Annotated in this window: 23 protein-coding genes and 7 tRNA genes (1 of these 30 only partly in view); 4 read left to right on the forward strand and 26 right to left on the reverse strand. The window is 51.8% G+C overall.

Features of this window, described 5'->3' with window-relative positions; translation table 11 throughout:
- Positions 1-81: 81 nt before the first annotated feature.
- Positions 82-990, reverse strand: coding sequence for an RluA family pseudouridine synthase (locus NSQ24_RS18455; RefSeq protein WP_003386701.1), 909 nt, complete (start codon positions 988-990; stop codon positions 82-84).
- 197 nt (positions 991-1,187) lie between these two features.
- Here NSQ24_RS18455 and NSQ24_RS18460 point away from each other — a divergent pair, with 197 nt between their 5' ends.
- Positions 1,188-1,484 carry a hypothetical protein gene (locus tag NSQ24_RS18460; protein WP_003386702.1) on the forward strand — a complete coding sequence of 99 codons (297 nt, stop codon included), beginning with the start codon at positions 1,188-1,190 and terminating at the stop codon, positions 1,482-1,484.
- A 23-nt stretch (positions 1,485-1,507) separates the two neighbouring features.
- On the opposite strand, the gene NSQ24_RS18465 is transcribed toward NSQ24_RS18460, so the two are convergent.
- From NSQ24_RS18465 to NSQ24_RS18480, 4 genes are all read right to left on the reverse strand, one after another.
- Positions 1,508-2,509 carry a S66 peptidase family protein gene (locus NSQ24_RS18465; RefSeq protein WP_031933475.1) on the reverse strand — a complete coding sequence of 334 codons (1,002 nt, stop codon included), beginning with the start codon at positions 2,507-2,509 and terminating at the stop codon, positions 1,508-1,510.
- A gap of 171 nt (positions 2,510-2,680) precedes the next feature.
- Complete coding sequence (gene tpx / locus NSQ24_RS18470) at positions 2,681-3,202, reverse strand: thiol peroxidase (protein WP_003386705.1); 522 nt, start codon at positions 3,200-3,202, stop codon at positions 2,681-2,683.
- A 91-nt stretch (positions 3,203-3,293) separates the two neighbouring features.
- A complete protein-coding gene (locus NSQ24_RS18475; protein WP_243015032.1) occupies positions 3,294-3,827 on the reverse strand; it encodes a hypothetical protein in 534 nt (177 codons plus the stop codon).
- A 48-nt stretch (positions 3,828-3,875) separates the two neighbouring features.
- A complete protein-coding gene (locus NSQ24_RS18480; RefSeq protein WP_003386707.1) occupies positions 3,876-4,325 on the reverse strand; it encodes a gamma-glutamylcyclotransferase family protein in 450 nt (149 codons plus the stop codon).
- Positions 4,326-4,452: 127 nt separating this feature from the next.
- On the opposite strand from NSQ24_RS18480, the gene pyc reads away from it, so the two are divergent.
- Complete coding sequence (gene pyc / locus NSQ24_RS18485) at positions 4,453-7,899, forward strand: pyruvate carboxylase (protein ID WP_031933477.1); 3,447 nt, start codon at positions 4,453-4,455, stop codon at positions 7,897-7,899.
- A 53-nt stretch (positions 7,900-7,952) separates the two neighbouring features.
- The gene (locus NSQ24_RS18490) at positions 7,953-9,188 is read left to right on the forward strand and encodes a flagellar cap protein FliD N-terminal domain-containing protein (protein WP_327956077.1); all 1,236 of its coding nucleotides are present in this window, start codon (positions 7,953-7,955) and stop codon (positions 9,186-9,188) included.
- 75 nt (positions 9,189-9,263) lie between these two features.
- Here the strand turns inward: NSQ24_RS18490 and ytfJ are convergent, their stop codons facing one another.
- From ytfJ to NSQ24_RS18560, 14 genes are all read right to left on the reverse strand, one after another.
- Complete coding sequence (gene ytfJ / locus NSQ24_RS18495) at positions 9,264-9,722, reverse strand: GerW family sporulation protein (protein WP_251247574.1); 459 nt, start codon at positions 9,720-9,722, stop codon at positions 9,264-9,266.
- A 95-nt stretch (positions 9,723-9,817) separates the two neighbouring features.
- Positions 9,818-10,483, reverse strand: coding sequence for a DUF2953 domain-containing protein (locus NSQ24_RS18500; protein WP_327956075.1), 666 nt, complete (start codon positions 10,481-10,483; stop codon positions 9,818-9,820).
- A 69-nt stretch (positions 10,484-10,552) separates the two neighbouring features.
- Positions 10,553-11,518: an S-layer homology domain-containing protein gene (locus NSQ24_RS18505; protein WP_003386712.1), complete on the reverse strand. Its 966-nt coding sequence runs from the start codon at positions 11,516-11,518 to the stop codon at positions 10,553-10,555.
- Positions 11,519-11,691: 173 nt separating this feature from the next.
- Positions 11,692-12,354 (reverse strand): L,D-transpeptidase family protein, encoded by a 663-nt coding sequence (locus tag NSQ24_RS18510; protein ID WP_172920644.1) that lies wholly within the window; start codon positions 12,352-12,354, stop codon positions 11,692-11,694.
- Between the two features lie 67 nt (positions 12,355-12,421).
- On the reverse strand, positions 12,422-13,036 hold the full coding sequence (gene sleB, locus NSQ24_RS18515) for a spore cortex-lytic enzyme (RefSeq protein WP_194247002.1): 615 nt from the start codon (positions 13,034-13,036) through the stop codon (positions 12,422-12,424).
- A gap of 143 nt (positions 13,037-13,179) precedes the next feature.
- Entirely contained in the window at positions 13,180-13,530 is a 351-nt protein-coding gene (gene spoVAE, locus NSQ24_RS18520) for a stage V sporulation protein AE (protein WP_003386716.1), read from the reverse strand.
- Between the two features lies 1 nt (position 13,531).
- On the reverse strand, positions 13,532-14,551 hold the full coding sequence (gene spoVAD / locus NSQ24_RS18525; RefSeq protein ID WP_003386717.1) for a stage V sporulation protein AD: 1,020 nt from the start codon (positions 14,549-14,551) through the stop codon (positions 13,532-13,534).
- 3 nt (positions 14,552-14,554) lie between these two features.
- Positions 14,555-15,028, reverse strand: coding sequence for a stage V sporulation protein AC (spoVAC, locus tag NSQ24_RS18530; RefSeq protein WP_003386718.1), 474 nt, complete (start codon positions 15,026-15,028; stop codon positions 14,555-14,557).
- 16 nt (positions 15,029-15,044) lie between these two features.
- Positions 15,045-15,905, reverse strand: a complete 861-nt coding sequence (locus NSQ24_RS18535; RefSeq protein ID WP_003386719.1) for a DUF421 domain-containing protein — start codon at positions 15,903-15,905, stop codon at positions 15,045-15,047.
- Between the two features lie 70 nt (positions 15,906-15,975).
- A complete protein-coding gene (locus NSQ24_RS18540; protein WP_003386720.1) occupies positions 15,976-16,182 on the reverse strand; it encodes a DUF1657 domain-containing protein in 207 nt (68 codons plus the stop codon).
- Positions 16,183-16,329: 147 nt separating this feature from the next.
- Positions 16,330-16,536, reverse strand: a complete 207-nt coding sequence (locus NSQ24_RS18545; RefSeq protein WP_003386721.1) for an alpha/beta-type small acid-soluble spore protein — start codon at positions 16,534-16,536, stop codon at positions 16,330-16,332.
- Between the two features lie 97 nt (positions 16,537-16,633).
- On the reverse strand, positions 16,634-17,764 hold the full coding sequence (locus tag NSQ24_RS18550; protein ID WP_024985680.1) for a glycosyltransferase: 1,131 nt from the start codon (positions 17,762-17,764) through the stop codon (positions 16,634-16,636).
- Positions 17,761-18,348, reverse strand: a complete 588-nt coding sequence (locus NSQ24_RS18555) for a hypothetical protein (RefSeq protein ID WP_003386724.1) — start codon at positions 18,346-18,348, stop codon at positions 17,761-17,763. Before NSQ24_RS18555 ends, NSQ24_RS18550 begins: the two co-directional genes overlap by 4 nt.
- 99 nt (positions 18,349-18,447) lie before the next feature.
- A complete protein-coding gene (locus NSQ24_RS18560) occupies positions 18,448-19,104 on the reverse strand; it encodes a TerC family protein (protein ID WP_039070863.1) in 657 nt (218 codons plus the stop codon).
- A 303-nt stretch (positions 19,105-19,407) separates the two neighbouring features.
- Between NSQ24_RS18560 and NSQ24_RS18565 the strand changes: the two genes are divergently transcribed.
- A complete protein-coding gene (locus NSQ24_RS18565; protein WP_003386727.1) occupies positions 19,408-20,538 on the forward strand; it encodes a HAMP domain-containing sensor histidine kinase in 1,131 nt (376 codons plus the stop codon).
- A 477-nt stretch (positions 20,539-21,015) separates the two neighbouring features.
- Here the strand turns inward: NSQ24_RS18565 and NSQ24_RS18570 are convergent.
- From NSQ24_RS18570 to NSQ24_RS18600, 7 genes are all read right to left on the reverse strand, one after another.
- Positions 21,016-21,089 (reverse strand) — tRNA-Gly (locus NSQ24_RS18570).
- Between the two features lie 10 nt (positions 21,090-21,099).
- Positions 21,100-21,187, reverse strand: a tRNA-Leu gene (locus NSQ24_RS18575).
- Between the two features lie 8 nt (positions 21,188-21,195).
- Positions 21,196-21,272 (reverse strand) — tRNA-Pro (locus NSQ24_RS18580).
- A 69-nt stretch (positions 21,273-21,341) separates the two neighbouring features.
- A tRNA-Arg gene (locus NSQ24_RS18585) sits at positions 21,342-21,415 on the reverse strand.
- A gap of 155 nt (positions 21,416-21,570) precedes the next feature.
- Positions 21,571-21,646, reverse strand: a tRNA-Gly gene (locus NSQ24_RS18590).
- Positions 21,647-21,661: 15 nt separating this feature from the next.
- Positions 21,662-21,748: transfer RNA gene (locus NSQ24_RS18595), tRNA-Leu, on the reverse strand.
- A gap of 17 nt (positions 21,749-21,765) precedes the next feature.
- A tRNA-Lys gene (locus NSQ24_RS18600) sits at positions 21,766-21,794 on the reverse strand (it continues 47 nt past the right edge of the window).

Here is a 21,794-nt window from a genome sequence, read left to right on the forward strand (position 1 = left end):
CGGAAACGCTTTTCGGTTGCCAGAGGCAAAAGCGTTTTTTCTATAAACGGTTTTATCTATACGTTTTTCACTCCAGCTATTTCATGCCAGTCCCTCGCCGGCAAAAAACGTCCTGTACAGCAAGGCCATATCCTCCGGCAGCGGCTCCGTCCACTCCATTTCCTGTCCCGTCCGAGGATGGGCAAAATGGAGCCTCGCTGCATGCAGCGCTTGCCGCCCGATGTGGGCTCTGCTCCCCCCGTACATGTCATCGCCTGCTAACGGATAACCCAGATGGCTCATATGGACCCTGATCTGATGCGTTCGTCCCGTTTCCAGCTTCAGCTCCACCAGGCTCATGCCAGCTCCCCGCTGCCTGACCCTGAAACGGGTTACGGCCTGCTGGCCATCCGCTCGAACCTCCCTCGCAATGATGGAGTCGTCGCGAAGACCGATCGGCTCGTCAATGACACCTTCTGTCTCATCGCACACACCCTCGACGATGGCTATATAGTATCGGTGCAGCTGGCGTTCCTTTTGGAGACGGCTGAACTGCTCGTGCGCCCACTGGTTTTTGGCTACGATCATCAGTCCTGACGTGTCTTTGTCCAAACGATTGACCGGACGGAATTTCCGCTGCTCTCCCCGCTCCTGCCAGTAGTGCGCCACGCCGTTTGCCAGTGTATGGCTGCTGTGATTCCCCGTCGGGTGGACGACGAGTCCCGCCGGTTTGGCGATGACCAAAATGTCCTCGTCCTCGTAGCGAATATTCAAGTCCATCGGTTCGGGTGCGAGCATTTCTTCTTCGGCCGGGACGAGTACGCGAACGACATCTCCCTCTTTCAACCGCTCTGTCACATAGACGGAAACACCGTTTCGCGTAATATCCCCCTGGTACTTCGCCCTGACCAGCAAGCGCCGGGAGACGCCGAAGTCTTTTTGCAGCACGTCGCGGATGGTCATGCCTTCATGCCGTTTGGCGGCTGTTATTTGCAAAAGCTCTTCCAACATGCAGTCACACCTTCTGTCGCTTCAACTCCTGCCAGTATATCAAAAACAGCTGTGCGCGTCCTGTCGAAGGCCACTGATGTGGGAAAGCCCTTTTAAACCCCCACGGTTTTCCAATTGTATCGCAATATGAAAACAATGCACAGAAGACCGGGTCTTCTATCCCTATACAGAGGAGAAACCTTCAGGAGTCGATGAAAATGGACAAAAGCTTTTCCACATGGATAAAGAACTTTCCATTTGGCGGAAACGTCCGACAAGACGCTCTTTCGCTGCTTCGTTACCACCAGCTTGATCATATTGCCGAGCATACCGAGCGAGTCGCCAAAGAAGCGATTCGATTGGCTGAGCAATTCCATGTCGATCCTCGCTTGGCCGACGCCGCCTTCGTTTACCTTGACTATTTATGGGCGCAGCGCACCAAGCTTCGAGTGATCCATCCGTGGCTGAAGGAAGCGTATTTGCAGCTTCGCGGGGGACGCGATCTGTACTGCTGACAAGGCTCCGGTCTGTCGGCAACCTACTTTATCCAAAGTGACACCTGACCGCTGCTCGCTGTCACTTTGGCCTTGCCGCCGATCGGAAACGTGATCATCGGACTGGTATGCCCAAAGTCAGCATTGGCGACCACCGGCATGGCTGCCAGCTCCGGTTTGCTGCGGATGATCCGGACGAGCTTTTCCCGGGTCATTTGCGAAGCTTTTTGAAACCGGCCGATGACGATTCCTTTCACGCCGGAAAAGGACGGCTGATGAATCAATGATTGCAAATCCCGGTCAAACGTCGAAGGAGACACATCCCGGTCGTCCTCGATAAACAGAATCGCTCCTTGCAAGTCAGGCATGTACTCTGTACCCTGCAGCAGATTGAGCGTACACAGATTGCCGCCGATGAGTGTCCCTTCCGCCTCTCCTTCCTGAATCAAAAGGTAGCCCTCATTCGGGATAAAGCTGCGATTTTCCTGATCCAAATACCATTCGTCGTCACTCCATTCAGAGGCAGGCGTGATTTGGAGCGGTCCCGCTTCGGCTTCTCTAGCCGCCCCCGCTTCCCCCTCCAGCAAGCAGCTTTGAAAGAGGCGGATCGTGTACTCGGCTCCCTTTTTCATTCCGAATGTGGAGAAATGAGGGCCCGAGAAGCCAATCAATCCTGTTTTGGCATAGATCGCATTGGACAGTGCCGTGATGTCCGAGTACCCGCACAGTATTTTGGGGTTGCTTCGGATCAACTCATAATCGATGCCGCGAAGCAGCTGATTGCTGTTGAATCCGCCCAGCACTGTCAAAATACCTTTTACGTTCTTATCGGCAAACGCTTCATGGAGGTCTTGCAGCCTCTCTTCGACTGAACTGGAAACAAACTCGTCGCAAACCTCCACATGTTTTCCATACGTTACCGTTAGGCCCATCGATTCCAATCTTTTTTGCGCCCGCTCTCTCACGTCCTGCGACAGGATCGCCATGCTTCTGCTCGGGGCAATCACTCGGACTTCGTCGCCTCTCTTTAATTTATCTGGCCTCATTTCCCTCACTCCTCGCGGCTATTCGTTCTTTGCCTGCCCTGAATGTAGACGCGTTATGATTTGTTCATTTATTATACAGGGGCAAACAACATTTTCCATAAAAAAACCTCCTTCACGTGGAAGGAGGCTGGTATTTTTGACAGTAGACGCAAAAATGTTGGCGGGAATCGATTACTTCGCCGCTTTGGCTGCTTCGATCGCAGCTTCGTAGTTCGGATGATCGCCGACAACCGGAACGTATTCTGCGTAAACGACTTTGTCGTTTGCATCCACGACAAAGACTGCACGAGACAGAAGACGCAGTTCTTTGATCGCTACGCCGTATGCCAGACCAAAGGAGAGGTCGCGGTGGTCAGACAGCGTTTGCACCTTGTCGATGCCGGCAGCACCGCACCAGCGGCTTTGCGCGAACGGCAGGTCGACAGAGATCGTCAGGATGGTTACGCCGTCCAGCTTTGCAGCTTCTTCGTTAAAACGGCGGGTTTGCGCGTCGCACACGCCAGTATCCAGAGACGGAACGACAGAGATCACGCGTACAGTGCCTTTGGAATCATCCAGAGTCACAGGGGTCAGGTTGTTAGCCAATACGGTAAAATTAGGAGCGGTGTCCCCTACCTTTATTTCAGGTCCGAGCAAGGTAACCGGGTTGCCTTTGAAGGTAAATGCGCCATGGCGTTCTACTGCAGATGTCATCAAATCTTCCTCCTCACAAAATGATAGTAGGTTATGTACCTTCTCAATCATACCTCATTTTTCTACGATTTTCACTATGGAAACAGGGAAATTACAGATTCAGTCGCAATCCGCCGATCTGATTTTGTTCAAGTTTGGTAATGCTTTTGATTTCGTGCTCGTACTCCCAGCCGCTCCGCCTGTTCAGCTCATGGCAGCGCATGAGGGCGTGATACAGCGCTAATATAAAGCTTACTTTTTTCAGCTCGTAGCGCGTGCACATCGATTGCGGGAGAACCGTGTTGATGATTTCAATTTGAAACGAACTTGTTTCACGGGGCCTGCGGGTCGGCACGACGAATCCCATCTGCTTCAGTACAAAGCCGTAATCAAATTCCCCGTTATCGTCGAAATCGACAGTCTCCTCCGACGTTGCCAGCCATTCCAGCAGCGTTTCCAGATCGAGCTGTTCAAAACACGCCGGTTTCGGCAGAGCCAGCACCGATCCGTCCTCGTTGATAAAGTAAATCGAATCGCGATAATGAAAGATCAGCTCGTCCTCTGGCATCTCTTCACAAAACATCCAGTTTGCAGGCGGTATCAGCATGCGCCAAATTTCGGCCGGGGTCTTTTGCAAAAAGTCCATGGCAGGGTCCCCTCCTTTCCCTACCATTTTGGGCAAATCCGGTAGCTGCTATTCACCCTGCCTGCTGTCCCTCTGCCTGTCTTTGATAAACCCGGCCCAATCTCCCGACGGAATGTAAATCCCTTCCCGTCTGGCCCAGTCTTCCTTTACATACCTGTAGAGGAATGCCCGGATTTCTTCTCCTCCAGGCATTTTCATGACACTTTCCTCCACCCGTTCATACTCATTGCGAGGGTCGCCTGGTCCGAAATAGTCCTCCAGCTCGTCCAGTCCGGCCAGTGCTTCTTCATAGACGTCTTTGGAAAATGTGAGCAGCGCTCCTTTCACAGTCCCCGATTCGCCCCGCAGCAAGCCGGGATAACCGGCAGAAAAATGGTACAAATGTCCCCGTACTATCGCAGGCTGAAGCGTATGCGGGTAAGGCTTGACATACCTATTGTGGTTGCCGAAACCGGGAAGCAGAGAGCCATATACGAACACGGGCAGGATTCTCGTCATGAATATTTACACCTACTTCAAGATATTTCAGAAAAAAAGAGGTGTTTCTGTATCTGCAATTTTGTATATTTACTCTATATATAATATTCACTTTACAAGTGCTTAGGGTAAAAAAGGGGGAGAAACCATGACAAAGAGAAAAATCAACCGGCTGCTGGTCGCCAACCGCGGGGAAATCGCCATTCGGATTTTCCGCGCAGCAACTGAACTGGGCATTCGCACTGTAGCGATCTATTCCGAGCAAGACAACGTGTCCATCCATCGTTTCAAGGCGGACGAGTCGTATCTGGTAGGCGCCGGAAAAGGTCCCATTGAAGCCTATCTGGACATTGAGAGCATTATCGAAATTGCCAAGCGCAACGATATCGATGCGATTCACCCGGGCTATGGATTTCTCGCGGAAAATGCGGAATTTGCCCAGCGCTGTCTTGAAGAAGGCATCATCTTTATTGGCCCTTCCTCCACTTTGATCGACAAGTTTGGAGACAAAGTCGAAGCGCGCCGAATGGCCATCGAAGCAGGCATTCCCGTTATTCCGGGTACACCCGAGCCGATCGAAACCCTTCAGGAAGCCCTTTTGTTTGCCAAGGAGCACGGCTATCCGATAATCATCAAGGGGGTCTCTGGCGGAGGCGGCCGCGGCATGCGGATCGTGCGAAGCCAGGATGAGCTCCAGGATGCTCTGGACCGGGCCCGTTCCGAAGCTCGCTCCGCCTTTGGCAACGCCAAGGTGTATCTGGAGCGTTATTTGGAAAACCCCAAGCATATTGAAGTGCAGATTCTCGGCGATGCACACGGCAATATTGTGCATCTGTTCGAACGGGACTGCTCCGTGCAGCGCCGCCATCAAAAGGTGGTCGAAGTCGCGCCAAGCCTTTCCCTGGATGATGCGCTGCGCGAGGAAATCTGCCAGTCTGCCTTGAAATTGATGAAGGAAGCCGGTTACTCCAACGCGGGTACGGTCGAGTTTTTGCTCACGCCCGACGGTCAATTTTACTTTATCGAAGTAAACCCGCGCATTCAAGTGGAACATACGATTACCGAGCTGATCACAGGCATTGATATCGTGCAGGCGCAAATCCGCATTGCCGAAGGGCACAGCCTGTCTGATCCGGAAATTGGCATTGCCTCCCAGGAAGCGATCAAGATGAGCGGTTACGCGATACAGTGCCGGGTGACGACAGAAGACCCGGAAAACAACTTCCTGCCCGACGCCGGGCGCTTGCTGGCATGGCGTTCAGGCGGAGGCTTCGGGGTACGGCTTGACGGCGGAAACGGCTATCCGGGGGCGATTATTACACCGTACTACGATTCGCTCCTGGTGAAGATCTCCACATACGGCACGTCTTTTGACCAGGCCGCCCGGAAAATGCTCAGAACGCTGCGGGAATTCCGCATCCGCGGTGTCAAAACAAATCTTCCGTTCCTGGAAAACGTAGTGACGCATCCCGATTTTCTCAGCGGACAATACGATACGTCTTTCATCGATACGAAGCAGGAGCTGTTCATTTTCCCGGGACGTCAAGACCGCGGCACCAAGCTTCTAAGCTACATCGGCAACACGATTGTCAATGGCTATCCGGGGCTGTCCACGCAGGACAAGAAGCCGCACTTCGATACGCCGCGCATCCCGCGCACTCCCTTTGCCCAGCCGTATCCGGACGGAACCAAGCAAATTCTGGAGCGCGAAGGCGCAGACGGCCTCGTGAAGTGGATTCAGGAGCAGAAGCGCGTGCTCGTAACCGACACCACCTTCCGCGACGCCCATCAGTCGCTGTTTGCGACTCGCGTCCGGACGTACGATTTGGCAGCTGTCGCTGAAGCGACCGGCAAGCTGGGAGCAGACCTCTTCTCCCTGGAGATGTGGGGCGGGGCCACGTTCGACACGTCGATGCGCTTCCTCAGAGAATCGCCGTGGGAGCGTCTGCAAATACTTCGTCAGCGCATTCCCAACATTTTGTTCCAGATGCTTTTGCGCGGCGCAAATGCGGTCGGCTACACCAACTATCCGGACAATGTGATTCACGCTTTCGTGAAAGCGTCCGCCGAGAACGGCATCGACGTCTTCCGCATCTTTGACAGCCTCAACTGGCTGCCGGGCATGCAGACAGCGATCGAAGCCGTCCGCAATTCGGGCAAGGTGGCCGAAGCGGCGATCTGCTACACCGGCGACATTCTCGATCCATCGAAGACCAAATACACGCTGCGCTATTACGTCGATCTGGCCAAGGAGCTGGAGAAGGCAGGAGCCCATATCCTCGCGATCAAAGACATGGCCGGACTGCTCAAGCCGTACGCAGCCTACGAGCTGGTGCGGGCTCTCAAGCAGGAGATCGGCATCCCGATCCATTTGCATACGCATGACACGTCCGGAAACGGCGGCGCGATGCTCGTAAAAGCGATTGAAGCCGGCGTCGATATCGTCGACGCGTGCGTCAGCTCCATGTCGGGGCTTACTTCCCAGCCCAGCCTGAACGGATTGATCGCTTCGCTCGAGCATACCGAACGGGATACGGGTCTATCCCTCGACGCGTTCAACAAGCTTTCCGATTACTGGGAGGATGTCCGCCCCTACTACCAAGGATTCGAGAGCGGAATGAAAGCAAGCAATACCGAGGTTTACATCCATGAAATGCCGGGCGGCCAGTATACGAACCTCGAGCAGCAGGCGAAAGCTGTCGGACTGGAAGGCCGCTGGGACGAGGTAAAACAGATGTACGCTACTGTCAATCAGATGTTCGGCGACATCGTCAAGGTCACACCGTCCTCCAAGGTAGTCGGAGATATGGCGCTGTTCATGGTTCAAAACGGACTGAACGAAGAAAACATCTGGGAAAAAGGCGAGCGGCTCGATTTCCCCGACTCTGTCATTCAGTTCTTCCAGGGGTACCTGGGACAGCCTCCGGGCGGATTCCCGAAAGAACTGCAGGCGCTTGTCTTGAAAGGACGCGACTCCTTTACGACTCGTCCGGGAGAGCTTCTGGCACCGGTAGACTTTGACAAGGTAGCGTTGGAACTGACAGAGAAAATCGGGCGAGAGGCGACAGAACTGGATGTCCTGTCCTACATCATGTACCCGCAAGTGTTCCTGCAATATGACCAAAGCTTGAAGGAATACGGCGATTTGTCCGTGCTCAATACCCCGACCTTCTTCTACGGCCTTCGTCCGGGAGAAGAGACGGCAATCACGATCGAGCGCGGAAAAACGCTGATTATCAAGCTTGTCGCCGTAGGCGAGCTGCATCCGGACGGACGGCGCATCATGTATTTTGAATTGAACGGCCAACCTCGGGAAATTTTCATCCGCGATCACGCTGCAAAGGTCTCTGAGCTGGCCCGCCGCAAAGCCGACCCGCAAGATCCCGGACAGCTCGGCGCGTCCATGCCGGGCAAAGTCTTGAAAGTTCTCGTTACAGCAGGCGACAAGGTACGCAAGGGAGAGCATCTTTTGGTCAGCGAAGCGATGAAAATGGAGACCACCATTCAAGCGCCAATGGACGGGAAAATCAAAGCCGTTCATGTAAAAGCGGGAGATGCGATCGAAACGGGTGACTTGCTTGTTGAAATGGAATAGGATTGCCTTATAATGGTAGGGAGATGAAACGCAAGTGAAAGGAGGAGATGGGTGTGCGTCTAGCACAGGTCAGCCAGATTCCGTACAGCAGGCGGGTGGGTCCATACCACTTTCAGATGATTCAAGCCAAATTGAGCGGTCCTGTCCAGCCCATTGTCGGATACAGCCTGCAGCCCTTTTATACGCGCCAACAGCAATGGATGACAGACATGGCTGACTCCCTCTCCCAGCTATATCGTTATACGGCCGAATTAAGCCAGGCTGCCAAGCAATTTGACCCTTCGCGAAGAAACAGTGTGCTGCACGCGCGAGTTGCAGTGAGCTCCCACCCGGAACGCGCTCAGGCAAAAGCCGCCCCCGGGGCAGAGCCGGGCAGCTACCAATTGGATGTCATCCGCCTGGCAACGCAGCAGACAAATCGGGGAATCATGGCTGAAAGCAGCGGCCCTTCCCTCTTGCCCCCCGGCGTGTATACGTTTTCCCTGACGATCGGTCAACAGGAGAACATCCTCGCCATCCAGGCAAAGCAAGACGATTCGCATGAACAATTGCTTAAGCGTTTGGCAGGTGTCATCCATCAGGCAGATCTGGCTGCTTCAATCGAATATTCAGAGACGATGAGCCGGATGGTCCTCCGCTCCAGTCATACGGGGGCAAAGCATGCTTTTCAGCTACGCGATATAGACGGGGCCGTGGTTCGCACTCTCGGACTCGATCAGGTCGCTATGAAAGCCTCCGATGCCGAATACGATCTGGACGGGACGCGTAGCGGCTCCCCCTTCAACCAGGTGGAGCTTTCTGGAAAGGTCGCCGCAACCCTGCTCCAGCCGGGCAAAGCATCCCTGGTTATCCAGCCGGACAGCGAACTCTTGCTGGAGAAAACCCGGGAACTGGTGACTCGTTATAATCGCTTGCATGCTTTCGTAGAAGAAAGGCCGAACCTTTTCACGACCACACTCCCTGCATCACTGGAGCAGATTGCCCGGAGTGTTCAATCGGGGCTTGCTGATTACGGATTGCACATTGCTCCCAACGGTCAGTTGAAATTGGACGAGGAGACGCTGACCCGTTCTGTCGAGCGCGATTTTTCTGCTTTTGTACAAGACGTATCCAAGGTGTCTCAGCTGGTCGAAAGGGAGACGGGAAAATGGAGGACGGCTTCCCCCGCCAATTTGACAGGCTTCAACGAAGAAGATGCTTCGGGTCGAGCATTCTCCTCGTTTCTTTTGCCCAATCACTTCTACCGGCAAGCGGTTTACACGGGCTTGATCATCAATCAGTTGTGGTGAATATCCCAAACAAAAAGACAGGTGTGCCCCCGCGCGGCCAACCTGTCTTTTTCGTTTTGCCTCATGCCCCAACAATCAGCTTCGCTCAATCAGTTCTTCCAGATCGTGCTCATCGACATTGGTCACGATGGTAGTCGAAGAGACCGGGGCCTCTTCCTTTTTGCCGAACATCCCCTGCATTTTCTCCACGAATTGAGGGATGCTGTCCAAAATACGGTCATACAGATGAGTGGAATTTTCGAGAGGAATGGAGCGGATGCCCTGTTTGCCCACGACCAGGAATGCAACAGGCGTAATCGATACGCCGCCCCCGCTTCCGCCGCCAAAAGGATGCCCGATCACACCCGGATGATCGCGCTCGTATTGAAACTCACTGCCCCCTGCCGCAAAGCCGAAGCCAACCTTGGAGATCGGCAGAATCACACTTCCATCCGGCGTTTCCACCGGATCTCCAATAATTGTATTCACATCCACCATTTGTTTTAAATTCTCCATGGTGGTCTTCATTAAACCCTGAATGGGATGGTCTGCCATATCATTTCCTCCTTACTGGGGTGAAATGCAGTTTTGCGCAAACTGTTTACAACTAGTAGCTTGCCCAAAAGAAGAACAGGCCATGTACGCTTTTCCTACGCCCCGGAGGGACTCGTCTCCCATTTGTGGACACGCCCCTTTTTCAAGCGAAACAGCAGACGGAGCCCCATTACCAAGACATGGCCGAGGAAAAAGTGGAGAATGCACCTCGCTTGGGTGCGAATGACCGGTTGATTCCAGACAGGCTGCACACTAAGCCGCGGCATGCTCCGCAAAGAAATGGCGTGTGAGAAAAGCGCGATCAAAATGCTTTTCACTCCCCACACCGCTCCGAGGAGCGCACCAGTCTCCGCAGCCTCGCCCGTTCCCAGAACAGTGTGCCATTCCAGCCGTTCGCATCGAATCTGCTTGGCAAATTGCTTAAGAACCGGTTTAAAATCATGGAAGCGTTCCAGTATGACCTGATAATTCTGTTTCCACTTCTGCAGTTGATCCTTCCCTACACCTCTTACCGTTTCTGCCGTCTTCTCTTCCTGTCTCACCGTTTCCACTTTTGCCTTCAATTCGGGGCCATTTTCCGTCTGTTTTACCATCACGACCGGCAGCTCATATTTGCGCCGGATCCGGTGAAACCATGCCGAAACCTCAACGACGAGGTGATCGTTTTCACTGACCCTGCCATAGTAAAGGGAAATACGTACAGGCGTTGCGGCAAGCAGCACAATAAATACGAAGAGTCCAATTAGTATCCAGCCCAACAAAAAAACCCCATCCTTTCACCGTTAGTATGAGTGAATGGATGGGAAAATATGTTGCAAAAGGTAAATCTATCAGTCGAGGACGTAAACAGTCACGCCATCTTTAATCCCGTGGTTCAAGGCTTCCACCCGCGAAGAGAAAAACAGGTCCACGCGATTATTTTTCACCGCGCTCCCGATATCAGCCGCGACGGCATACCCATAGCCTTCAATGTACAAATGGCTACCCAGCGGGATAACAGCAGGATCCACGGCTACAATCCCTACACGCAATGGGAATTCCAGATAAGAAAGCGCCTCCGCTTTGTCCTCCGGATATGTATATGCCGTCGTCTCAACCGTCAGTTTTTTTGTGAAGGGAGTCCCTGTAGGAGCTTTTTGTTCTTCTCCTTTTTCCAAAAGGTGGATAGCGGTATAGGTCGCAGCTTCCGCTCTCGTTATTTCATGGTGTGGCTGCAGGTTTCCATCCTGGTACGGATTCACCAACCGATTTTGCAGGGCAAATGCAAATGACCGCTGATAAGCCTCTTCCACGCTGCGTCCATCCGGATACTGCTGCAGTGTTTGAATCGCGGAGGACCAAGGCAACTGATTCACCTTGCCGCTGTCGCCCATTGCCCGTATCAGCATCGACACCATCTCTTCTCGACTTACCAGCTCGTCCGGCTTGAAAACGAGTTTTCCCTCTGAATACTCTCCATGAACGATGCCGAGTCGATACGCCGTTATGGCATATGGCGCGAGCCAATCGCCCGAAGGAATATCCGCAAAGGGTGATGCCTCCTGTGCTGCTGGCTGGACTCCTTTGGCTTTTACAAACATTGTGATCAATTCTGCCCGTGTGATCGGATCGTCTGGGCGGAAACTCTTGGCATCACCGATTACCTCTGTTATGTACAATTGTTGAATGTCCTTCTCTGCCCAATGTCCGGCTACATCGGTGTATGGTAGGTTTGCTCGTGTTGTCTCTGCCTCTGCTTTTGGCATGCCCGTGAAAATGACAGCTGCCAGCGAGGCTAGAATCAGCATCTTTTTCATCATCAACCTCCTGTAGTCGATTGCTGGAAATCTCTTTGTACTATTGTAAAGGAAAATATTCAGAAAACAACCCTCAATGATTGCCAGCCTCTGTTGGTATACAAGAACCGAAAGCAGCAGTAAAAAAGGAGCTGCCCACATCGTAGATTCATCTACTCGTCGGACAACTCCACTCACTCGACGATCTCCAAATAGACCAGGTCCTCCAGACCGATCTGCCCTGTCACTGCAAGGCCTTCTTTCTTTTGAAAGCGAAAAACGGCCCTTTCAAAATGTTTGTCAAAATGACCATGCACGGGACCATTGTAATAGCCCGCCGCCTTTAATCGATTTTGTACAAGCTTGACCAATGCTCCTCGCGACCCCGGAACCAATACCCGATAAGTTAGCCTTTCATGCCCCATGATCGGCCCGTCTATGATGACGGGGGTCCCTACTTTTACAAGCGGGTAGAGCTTCTCGATGTCCTTGTTTTTCATCCGGAAGCATCCATGACTGACGTACCGTCCAATATGCTCAGGGCGATTTGTCCCATGAATTCCGTACGTCCCCCATTCAACATTGATTCCCAGCCAGCGAGAACCAAATCCGCCGCCCCAATTCAGCGATTTTTTCGTGACTGTGAACAGGCCTATGGGCGAGGGCGTATCGACAGCTCCCGGTGCTATGCGGTAAGAGGCTAGTACTTCCCCCTTATCCGTCCGCAGGTACAGCTTGTTCTCCCACAAATTGATATAAATGTAGACTGGCGGATCAGCCTGCTCGGCGTGAACCGGAACAAGCGAGGCCATGAGGATGATGAGCACGGAAATGACAGACAGAAAGGCTCTCATCATGCTGATATCGCTCCACTTCTTGATCTGATTATCAGAAGAAAAGCTGTACGAAAGCAATCACTATCGATTATTTGGCAAAGATATGGCTTCCGATTTTTTTAATCTGAGGTCTGGACCAGATCCACTTGGAAGTCGCTGTTTTGGGATTAAAGTAGAACAGGGCATTGCCCGATGGGTCCCATCCTCGCACCGCTTCATAAGCGGCTCGATATGCCGTCTTCCCTGGTGTCAGCCAGTATTGTCCGTCGTCAATCGCCGTAAAGGCATAAGGCTGAAAAATAATCTCTTGAATACTGTTGGGGAAATTGCTGGATTGCAAGCGGTTCATGACGACTGCGGCAACGGCCACCTGTCCGACATAAGGCTCGCCCCTTGCCTCGGAATAAACCAATTGGGCCAGCATTTGCATCTCGGATCGATTTACGGTAACTTTCTTCAGCTTTTTCCATGTCATTTTTCCTGTAATTCCATCTGCAGGCATCCCGTACTTTTTTTGAAACTGGCGGACTGCCTGGGTGGTCTTGCTTCCGTATATTCCATCCAAAGGCCCTTGATACAGGCCTATCACCTGCAGACGATACTGCAAATCCCAGACGTCACCGGTCCTGCTTCCCTTTTTAAGCACGGGAGCAGCAGATGCCGGAACAGCCAGCAAGAAAGCGACCAGGACAGACAAAAACAGGGCAATCCCGCTTTTTTTCTGAAACACCTATATCCCCCTCCTCAAGCCCCCATTCTATCGGGAGAGAAGATCAGGTTCAATTCAAGGTTTTTGGCATGTTTGCCAATACATGCCGTCTATCGCTCAAGCCCATGCTTCTCGTTTCATCCTTTTGGTTTGAACAGGACCGCCGCAAAAAATCCAAACACGATCGCCGCCGAAATCCCTGCACTCGTCACTTCAAATATGCCGGTAATCACGCCGACAATCCCGTGTTTTTCCGCTTCCTGCATGGCTCCGTGAACCAAAGCGTTGCCAAAGCTGGTAATCGGCACAGTGGCCCCGGCTCCGGCGAATTTGACAAGCGGCTCGTACAAGCCGAATCCATCGAGCAAAGCTCCTGCTACGACCAGAGAGGACATGGTGTGAGCGGGCGTCAATTTGACGACGTCGAGCAGAAACTGGCCAATCAAACAGATCGTGCCTCCCACCAAAAATGCCCACAGGAACGTCATGCTACCCCTCCTCCGGATGCTCTGCTTCAATGGCGACCGCATGAGCAATGCAGGGAATGCTTTCCCCTTGCTGATAGGAGATGGGTGACAAAAGGGCGCCGGTAGCGACGACCAATATGCGTTTCCATTCGCCTTCTCTCATCCTTCGCAACAGATGTCCGTATGTAACCGTAGCGACACAGCCACAGCCACTCCCTCCCGACCAGACAGTCGGATTGTCTCCGTATATAAGCTTGCCGCAGTCGATGTACCGATCCAGCGGAATATCGACGTTATGCTTCGGCAAAAGCTCCGAGAGGATCTGGTGACCGACCTTTCCCAAATCTCCCGTTACGACGAGATCGTAGTGATCGTGCGGGAGCCGCATATCGCGGAAGTGAGTCTCAATCGTCGAAAGTGCTGCTGGCGCCATCGCCGCCCCCATGTTGAACGGGTCGCTCAGCCCCATGTCGACGATGCGGCCGATCGTCGCGGCATGAACCCGCAGCCCGCTCCCCTTGTTTCCCACAACAGCTGCACCTGCTCCGGTAACGGTCCACTGGGCTGTAGGCGGCTTTTGCGAACCGTATTCGGTTGGGTAGCGGTACTGTTTCTCTGCTGCCCCGTTGTGGCTTCCGGTAGCAGCCAATACGTAGTCGGCTGACTGGCTGTCTACCAATAGCGCACCAAGCGCCAAGCTTTCCATCGCTGTCGAGCAAGCTCCAAACAGGCCGATGTAGGGGATACCCAATGTACGGGCAGAGAAGCTGGACGTAATGATCTGATTCATCAGATCGCCTGCAAGCAAGAAATGGACTTGCTCCTTTTGCAGGCCTGCTTTTTCCAATGCTTTGTCGCAAGCTTCCTCCAACAGAACTTTTTCGGCTTTTTCCCAGCTGTCTTGTCCAAGCATGAGGTCCCCATGCGTGATGTCAAAATCCTCTCCCAAAGGTCCTTTTGCTTCGAAAGGACCGCCGATGGCAGCCGTACTGAGAATGACCGGCCTCGAAGGGAACACCCATGTTTGATGCCCTTGTCGCATGGCTTATCCTCCCATTTTGATCAACGTTTTCACGATCCCGATCACGAATGCGGAAAAAACTCCAAACACAATCACCGATCCCGCCAGTTTGAACATGTTTCCGCCCACTCCCAGGACAAAGCCTTCGCTCCGGTGATCGATAGCGGCTGATGCAATCGAATTGGCAAAACCGGTTACCGGAACGCTTGTCCCGGCTCCTGCCCATTGTGCAATCCGGTCGTATACACCGAGCCCTGTCAAAAGAGCGGACAGAAAAATGAGCACGGCTGTTGTCGGATTTCCGGCCGTCTTTTCCGTAAAGTCAAAGTACCGGATAAACATCTCCTGAATGCCTTGCCCGATCAGGCAAATAATCCCCCCTGTGAAAAACGCCCGCGTAAAATTGCGCAGCAAAGGGCGAGGGGGCTCGTGACGTTTGGCTAACTGCTGATACTCCTGCTGGACGGGGGTAAGCTTTTTCTTTTTTTGATCCGCCATTGTTTTCCCTTCTTCCCTATCTTGTCAGCAGCGGCTTGACCTGATCCATAACCTTTTGCAGTTCTTCAGCGTCTCTTTGGTACACGAGTTTTTGCTGCTGATTTTTCGTAGACAGCGCAAACACTTCCAGATCGGCCTGGCACTTTTTCAACTGCGCGTAGGTTAGTTTCAACGCCTGCGGCTCAGCCACTTTGATTTTGTCGTCATACAGATCGAGGTATAGCTGACCGCCTTTGTCAACCTGGCCGAGAAAGACATTTTCCAGGGCGACACCGGCCTTCTGCAGCTCAGCCCGTACCCAGGAACGGTTCAAGCCCATGTTCGACAGCGGCTCATCCATGATCATCCCGTCCATGATGACTGCTTGCGGCTCCTCTGCCGGCGACACCTCAAGCTCGAGATGCTGCGGGGTCACTGGCTGATGCTGCGATTTTAAAAGCACGCTCAATTCTCCACTGGTCTCCATCACTGCAAATTCGACGTCGGCCACGCGAAACACATTTTTGATTCGCAGCTGCTCCATCAGGTCTTCAGAGGTCCACCGCTCTTTTTTCAGGTTGTCTTCCAACACCTTGCCATCCTTGATCAAGATCGTCGCTTTTCCCTCAAAAAAATCCCGAAGAACCTTGCTCTTTAAAGCCAGCCATTCAAACAAAACAGGAAAGATTGCTACCACCGTCAAAGCGATCAGGCTGTGGTAGATAGGGCCGTCCATCTCTGTTGCCATGAAGGCGGCGATAGAGCCGATCGTAATGCCGACAATGTATTCAATGTACGTTAATTGCCTGATTTGACGCTTGCCGATAATTTTTGTCAGGATGAACAGATAGACCACAGCTCCGAGTGAGCGCAGTGCGATATTTAACCAATCGGGCACGCATAAACCCTCCCGCTCATGTACTAGAGAAGAGGAGAGAGAAGCCCCTCTCCTGTTTCCTGAAAGGTACTTAGAAGCCTTTGTATTGAGGCTCCTCGTTTTCAAGCTCGGTAACGCGCTGCTGCAGATTGGTCACGATCGACTCTGTCTGCTGTGCAGCTTGTGTGTACAACTGCTTCGCTTGCTGATTTTGGGTGCTGAGCGCAAATTGTTCCAGATTCGCTTGAGCTCCCTTTAAGCTTGCCAGCGTCTGCTTCACTTGGGATGCAACTGTCATCTGATTCACCTCCTAGCACCTATAGAGTCAACCAACTGCAGGCATTTAATCCCACGCTTTTAAAAAAGCGAACTGTAAAAATTTTACAAATACTAACAAAAAGGAAAGACACCGTTATGGTGCCTTTCCGACATTCAACCTATTTGGTTATGCACGACCAGCCAATTGTTGTTCAGCGAAGGAAACGAGACGCTTAGTGATCTCTCCTCCAACAGAACCGTTTTGACGGGAAGTGGTGTCTGCTCCCAGTTGAACACCGAACTCAGCAGCAATCTCGTACTTCAGTTGATCCAGAGCTTGGTTAGCTTGCGGTACCAGAAGGTTGTTACGGGAACCACCGTTGTTGTTTGCCATCTGTAATCACCTCCTCGTTGGTTGTAAGCTTAATATGTCTGTTGACCCCCTCTTTCATTCATTCTGTCACTTTGATTTTCACTGGCAATTTATAGCGTTATAGCTGGAGCAGATATTTCGCAATCTGCTCTGCCGAATTCGGTTTGCTCAAGGAAGCCATTCTTTGGCTCACATCCTTTCTTTCTGCAGGGGAGTATCGAAGCTGCCGTACGATCTGGCTGATTTCATCTGTCGTACGTGCATAAAAAGCAGCTTCGTGCTTGAGAAGAAAGGACAAATTCCGCCATTCCTGACCTGGCAGCGGTTGAAACAAGACAAGGGGCGTTTGGACTGCAAGGGCTTCTGCGATGCTGATTCCACCCGGTTTGGTAAGAAACACATCCGCAGCAGACATCCATTTCCATATTTCGGGCTCATATCCTCTGACGATGACATTATGAACAGGCGGACATGAGGATGTCAGCCTGACCAATTTCTCCTGAAGAGAGTGATTTTTTCCTGTAATCACAACGATTTGGAGAGGCTCCGGCTCGCGCATCAAAACGCGAATCACCTCTTCCATCGAGCCATATCCCCCTTCACCTCCGCTTATTAACACAGTAAACTGCTGGGGGCCCAGGCCAAGCTGATCTTTCCAGGAAGCTTTATCCTGGAGGGCAGACGACTGGAAAGTGCGGCGGATCGGAATGCCATACTCCAGTACAGGTGTTCTCTCAAGCCGACGATCTGCCCGAATCGGATCGGCCAGTTGTTCATGGGCAACTACGTAAGCATCCGTCTCTGGATGAATCCAAAATCGATGGACGCAAAAGTCGGTGGGAACACCAACAAGCTGATAGGGTTTGGCCCCTTTCCGCTTTGCTTCAGCGAGCGCGGAAAAGCAGTACGCATGCGTAGCAACGACAACATCAGGTCTTTCCCGATCGATCAATTCCCGAACCATTCTTCTGGAGAGCCAGACTGCCAGCGGTTTGTTAAGCACGGCCGCCCACTTTTTGTCGTTGCGATGCATTTTTTGCCATAATCCGGGGTTGTACCGGAGCATGTGCAGATAAAAAAAGCGGGAGATTTCCCGCAACGCCGGACTTGCTGTTTGTAGGCCCGACACTACTTTTACATAAGCTGTGGGCCGCAGCTCTATCAGAGCTTCAGCGAGTGCTTCGGCGGCCATGCGGTGACCGCTTCCCGCCCATTCTTCGGTAACGAGCAAGATTCGCTTCGCGCTCATACCGTATCACCTGCTCGTTCGGGCTGTTGCATGAGATACCTTCGCAACAGCTCTTCCTTGGACATGTACACCCGCTTTAACGGGACGTCCTGATCCCATGTTTTCATCCTTTTCTTTCCATCCGGATGAATAAATCGAATCATCAGCTTCAGGTACCAGCGTTTGTATCGAAAAAACCAGCTCATCGGCACATTGGAAACGGAGAAGCCCAAAGGGGTTACCCCTTTGCTCAGGGTTGTTGTTCCGACGATTCCTTTGATCTCGTCCCTCTCTTCCATATTATTGAGGTAACTGGCTAGCTGCGGCAGTGAACGCATGATTTGCTGCCTGAGCAGCAAAGCCACTCTGAGGTCATCTTTTACGCCTTTGCTGAGGGTCGCGAAGTAGTAATTGTGTATATGCAGTTTTAAGATCAGATCGCCTTTTGAAATGACGCGATTATCCGAGGTGACGAGCGGTTCACCACGGTAGCGCATGCGGACAATGCGAAAGATATTGTTGCCTTTTTCAATATATCGCAGCCTGGTGCAGCGCTGATAAAGCTCGTCCCAAATCCCCCACAAGATCAAGATGCCCGTGTTCATCTCCAAATCGGTTCCTTTCTAGCTGTGTATTTCTGTATTCGTAGTATGCCCGATCCTGCTTGAAGAAAACACCGGGCTGCTGCCGGAGGAAGACTTGATTCAGCCAGTCGTTCTCCAGTAGCGCCCGAATGCGACGATGCCGCCCGCAACCAAAAATGGAATCCACGCATGATTTAAAAGCAACGGATTGAGAAGCTTCCAAACGTAAGGGTCCTCCAGGCACATCTCCGTGGCCGTGTACGCCAGTACCCCGCCGCCGAGCAGGGACAAGCTGGGAAATCTGTTAATCAAACGCGCGACCAGCGAGCTTCCCCACATCAATAGTGGTATGCTCATACCCAATCCCATCAAGATCAAGAGCAAGTCTCCGTCAGCAGCGCCGCCTACCGCCAACACATTGTCGAGACTCATGACAAAGTCCGCCAGAATAATCGTTTTGACTGCCTGCGAGACATTTTGGCTATAGGACACCTCCGTCGGTTCCTCCTGATCGCCAAACATGAGCTTCCAGGCGATCCACAAAAGCAGAACTCCTCCTACTACTTTTACCAAGGGGATGTCCAGCATCCAGGTCGTCATCCCGGTCAGCAGAACACGAAGCACGATCGCTCCCATTGTTCCTATGTAAATGGCTTTTTTTCGCTCTGTTGGCGGCAACCCCCGGCAAGCCATCCCGATAACAACGGCATTGTCACTACTGAGTACCAGATCGATGAGAAAAATTTGCAGCAAGCCAATCCAAAATTGCCCCTCCATCGCTCTTCCCCTTACCCACTTCTATTTGCCCTTCCCCTAACCGACTTCTATTTGCTCTTCCCCTAACCGACTTCTTTTTCGCCCTTCCCCCGCCCGACGATTCCGATTTACGGTTGTCCTTCTTACTCTATGCTCCCAGATGCCCCCTCATGAGCGCTTTTCTATTCCCGAATAAAGACGAGAATACTCGGATTTTGTTGAACAAAAATTCCATAAAAAAACAATTTTCAACGCAATATAGGAGATATATACCTTGTTTTTCTGGACATCCTTCCGTACGATATGAGTGGGGTGGGATAAGATATGGTGGAAACTGTCTCTCTGAACCTTCAAAACGTTTCACAAAAAATTCTGGATATGGGGCCGACCATCACTACGCTATGGTTGCAGGAGATCGTTTTGAGCATGGAAACCCCGCTGACGATCCCTCGCGATTTTGCGGAGAAGCGTACCGTATTGTTGGCACGTTATCTGGTTGAAAATGTCGAAGAGGATATGCAAACCTGGTGTCTGGAAATGGGGGAATGGCTGCGTTCCCAGGAGTACCCGTTTTCGTCGATCTTACGCACCTATCAGCTGTATCGAAATGTCTTTTGGCGTGTGATCAAGCCGGAGCTGCTCAAGTGGTCGCTGACAACTGAACACATGATTTACCTCGAAACGCAGTTGGGGAAGGCCATGGATGAAAGCATTTTTTGGGCTGTTTACCATTTTGAACAACTGATTAATAAAGAGCTTGTGAAAAAGGAAGAAACGATCTCCTTCCTGCATAACGACAAATTGACCATGTTGGGCAAGATTGCTGCTAATATGGCACATGAGCTCCGAAATCCGTTGTGTGCCATCGAAGGCTTCTTGAAGCTGATCGCCGAATCGACTCGCGACCAGGACAAGCTCCAGTCCTATATCCAAGTGGTCATGCATGAATTTGAAAACCTGCATCGGCAAATAACCGGTTTTCTCAGCTTTTCCAAGAAGCCAATCCTGGATGAAATCTTTAAGACGGTTGATGTGGAGCATTTGCTATACGAGGTAGAGCTTCTCATTACACCTCGGCTTCTGGCTGAAAATATCGGGTTTGAAAAACAGATTGAGCCCTGTATGCTGAGCTGCTATGAAGAAGGGTTAAAGCAAGTCGTCGTTAATCTTTTGACCAATGCTATCGACGCTGTCCAGGGAAGACCCGAAAAGATGATCCGGGTTCAGTCAGCTTGTCAGAATGGCATGGTACAGCTTTCGGTCGAAAACAACGGGGAAATGATTCCGCCAGACATCCTGGAAAGCTTGTTTCAGCCCTTTTTTACGACGAAACAAAATGGAACCGGGATTGGTCTGTCGATCTGCAAAAACATCATCGAGAAGCACAATGGAACGATTTCCTGCGAATCTACCCGCGAGTCCACCCGTTTTATCGTTACACTGCCTTTGGCATAAACAAAGCTTCTTTCGAGGTTTGCTCGAAAGAAGCTTTTTCATTCTCACCTGTTTGTCATGTTCGGGCTGTTTAGATCGCTTTGGACGAAGCTGCTCCCCTTTACAACAGAGACGTGCTCGTGTGGACAACGAGCTTTTTATCGAAAGCGAAAAAATGCCCTCTGATGACAGAGGGCGAGGCAAGAGATCCGTTTACCTTTCGAGTAAGCGATCTAGACCCTACTCTACACGAAAACATATGTTTCTACTACCCAAACCTTAAGACAACTTTCGACAAAGTCCATTGACCTTGTCGAACTCCTCACATATTGTCGATGGTCGAAAAATCTGGGCCAAAAGACTTATTTAGCTCATTTATATAGAGATTGGTCGGGTTACCGGTTTTAATAAATTCAATTCAATCGCAGGTATCAATCTATAATGAGAGCATAAAAAAACAGGCACTTACTTCAATAAGTGCCTGTTTCTTCTATCTGATGGAGCGGGTGATGGGAATCGAACCCACGCGACCAGCTTGGAAGGCTGGAGTTCTACCATTGAACTACACCCGCATAACAACGATGGTACCGAGGACCGGGCTCGAACCGGTACGGGAGATACTCCCGACAGATTTTAAGTCTGTTGCGTCTGCCAATTCCGCCACCCCGGCAAAAATCATGGTCGGGAAGACAGGATTCGAACCTGCGACCCCTTGGTCCCAAGCCAAGTACTCTACCAAGCTGAGCTACTTCCCGATTGTTTATTGAATTATGGCCTCACAAGCGAAACATGACGCAAGCTGCTTTATTTGAGGAATAGAAAAGCGTGCCCTGAGAGATTCGAACTCCCGACCTTTTGATTCGTAGTCAAACGCTCTATCCAGCTGAGCTAAGGGCACATGATGTATGGAGCGGACGACGGGGCTCGCTTCCACTGGCAACTCCTCGTCGATCATTTCTTCTATGCGCAGCCAGATCTGAAGTACCCGAGCTTTACTTCGTGTATTACCACGAGGGTAAACCCGGAACGGGTGAGAGACCTGCATACGCATCATGGAGCGGACGACGGGGCTCGAACCCGCGACCTTCGCCTTGGCAAGGCGACGCTCTACCAATTGAGCTACGTCCGCATGGTATCGAATTGATGGTGCGGTCGAGAGGACTTGAACCTCCACGGTGTTGCCACCACTAGAACCTGAATCTAGCGCGTCTGCCAATTCCGCCACGACCGCATATCGATTGTAAAAACTGGTGAGCCATGAAGGACTCGAACCTTCG

The sequence above is a fragment of the Brevibacillus sp. FSL L8-0520 genome (assembly GCF_037963895.1).
GTDB lineage: Bacteria > Bacillota > Bacilli > Brevibacillales > Brevibacillaceae > Brevibacillus > Brevibacillus borstelensis.

Bases quoted from the DNA above. Each gene is read 5' to 3' on its own strand.
- NSQ24_RS18455 (WP_003386701.1), bottom strand. From the start codon at position 990: ATGTTGGAAGAGCTTTTGCAAATAACAGCCGCCAAACGGCATGAAGGC.
- NSQ24_RS18460 (WP_003386702.1), top strand. From the start codon at position 1,188: ATGGACAAAAGCTTTTCCACATGGATAAAGAACTTTCCATTTGGCGGA.
- NSQ24_RS18465 (WP_031933475.1), bottom strand. From the start codon at position 2,509: ATGAGGCCAGATAAATTAAAGAGAGGCGACGAAGTCCGAGTGATTGCC.
- tpx (WP_003386705.1), bottom strand. From the start codon at position 3,202: ATGACATCTGCAGTAGAACGCCATGGCGCATTTACCTTCAAAGGCAAC.
- NSQ24_RS18475 (WP_243015032.1), bottom strand. From the start codon at position 3,827: ATGGACTTTTTGCAAAAGACCCCGGCCGAAATTTGGCGCATGCTGATA.
- NSQ24_RS18480 (WP_003386707.1), bottom strand. From the start codon at position 4,325: ATGACGAGAATCCTGCCCGTGTTCGTATATGGCTCTCTGCTTCCCGGT.
- pyc (WP_031933477.1), top strand. From the start codon at position 4,453: ATGACAAAGAGAAAAATCAACCGGCTGCTGGTCGCCAACCGCGGGGAA.
- ytfJ (WP_251247574.1), bottom strand. From the start codon at position 9,722: ATGGCAGACCATCCCATTCAGGGTTTAATGAAGACCACCATGGAGAAT.
- NSQ24_RS18505 (WP_003386712.1), bottom strand. From the start codon at position 11,518: ATGAAAAAGATGCTGATTCTAGCCTCGCTGGCAGCTGTCATTTTCACG.
- NSQ24_RS18510 (WP_172920644.1), bottom strand. From the start codon at position 12,354: ATGATGAGAGCCTTTCTGTCTGTCATTTCCGTGCTCATCATCCTCATG.
- spoVAE (WP_003386716.1), bottom strand. From the start codon at position 13,530: ATGACGTTCCTGTGGGCATTTTTGGTGGGAGGCACGATCTGTTTGATT.
- spoVAD (WP_003386717.1), bottom strand. From the start codon at position 14,551: ATGCGACAAGGGCATCAAACATGGGTGTTCCCTTCGAGGCCGGTCATT.
- spoVAC (WP_003386718.1), bottom strand. From the start codon at position 15,028: ATGGCGGATCAAAAAAAGAAAAAGCTTACCCCCGTCCAGCAGGAGTAT.
- NSQ24_RS18540 (WP_003386720.1), bottom strand. From the start codon at position 16,182: ATGACAGTTGCATCCCAAGTGAAGCAGACGCTGGCAAGCTTAAAGGGA.
- NSQ24_RS18545 (WP_003386721.1), bottom strand. From the start codon at position 16,536: ATGGCAAACAACAACGGTGGTTCCCGTAACAACCTTCTGGTACCGCAA.
- NSQ24_RS18550 (WP_024985680.1), bottom strand. From the start codon at position 17,764: ATGAGCGCGAAGCGAATCTTGCTCGTTACCGAAGAATGGGCGGGAAGC.
- NSQ24_RS18555 (WP_003386724.1), bottom strand. From the start codon at position 18,348: ATGAACACGGGCATCTTGATCTTGTGGGGGATTTGGGACGAGCTTTAT.
- NSQ24_RS18560 (WP_039070863.1), bottom strand. From the start codon at position 19,104: ATGGAGGGGCAATTTTGGATTGGCTTGCTGCAAATTTTTCTCATCGAT.
- NSQ24_RS18565 (WP_003386727.1), top strand. From the start codon at position 19,408: ATGGTGGAAACTGTCTCTCTGAACCTTCAAAACGTTTCACAAAAAATT.